The 1,076-nt window shown below is 57.0% G+C and carries 1 rRNA gene; it reads left to right on the top strand.

Going from position 1 to position 1,076, the window contains the following annotated elements:
- A 23S ribosomal RNA gene (locus AB0D01_RS39750) occupies positions 1 to 1,076 on the top strand; the annotation flags it as partial.

Raw genomic sequence — 1,076 nt, 5'->3', positions numbered from 1 at the left:
TCGTGACTGCGTGCCTTTTGAAGAATGAGCCTGCGAGTTAGCGGTGTGTAGCGAGGTTAACCCGTGTGGGGAAGCCGTAGCGAAAGCGAGTCCGAATAGGGCGATTGAGTTGCACGCTCTAGACCCGAAGCGGAGTGATCTAGCCATGGGCAGGTTGAAGCGGAGGTAAGACTTCGTGGAGGACCGAACCCACCAGGGTTGAAAACCTGGGGGATGACCTGTGGTTAGGGGTGAAAGGCCAATCAAACTCCGTGATAGCTGGTTCTCCCCGAAATGCATTTAGGTGCAGCGTCGTGTGTTTCTTGCCGGAGGTAGAGCACTGGATAGGCGATGGGCCCTACCGGGTTACTGACCTTAGCCAAACTCCGAATGCCGGTAAGTGAGAGCACGGCAGTGAGACTGTGGGGGATAAGCTCCATGGTCGAGAGGGAAACAGCCCAGAGCATCGACTAAGGCCCCTAAGCGTACGCTAAGTGGGAAAGGATGTGGAGTCGCAGAGACAACCAGGAGGTTGGCTTAGAAGCAGCCACCCTTGAAAGAGTGCGTAATAGCTCACTGGTCAAGTGATTCCGCGCCGACAATGTAGCGGGGCTCAAGCGTACCGCCGAAGTCGTGTCATTGCAGCAATAAGCCCCAACGGGTGTTGTGATGGGTAGGGGAGCGTCGTGTGCCGGGTGAAGCAGCAGCGGAAGCTAGTTGTGGACGGTTCACGAGTGAGAATGCAGGCATGAGTAGCGATACACACGTGAGAAACGTGTGCGCCGATTGACTAAGGGTTCCTGGGTCAAGCTGATCTGCCCAGGGTAAGTCGGGACCTAAGGCGAGGCCGACAGGCGTAGTCGATGGACAACCGGTTGATATTCCGGTACCCGCTTTGAAACGCCCAATATCGAATCCTCTGATGCTAAGGCCGTGAAGCCGTTCCGGACCCTTCGGGGAAAGGAAAGTGGTGGAGCCGCCGATCCAAGGTGGTAGTAGGTAAGCGATGGGGTGACGCAGGAAGGTAGTCCAGCCCGGGCGGTGGTTGTCCCGGGGTAAGGGTGTAGGCCGAGGGGTAGGCAAATCCGTCCCTCATA

This window comes from Streptomyces sp. NPDC048606 (genome assembly GCF_040650855.1).
Classification (GTDB): domain Bacteria; phylum Actinomycetota; class Actinomycetes; order Streptomycetales; family Streptomycetaceae; genus Streptomyces.
This window is presented reverse-complemented; position numbering and strand designations above follow the sequence as displayed.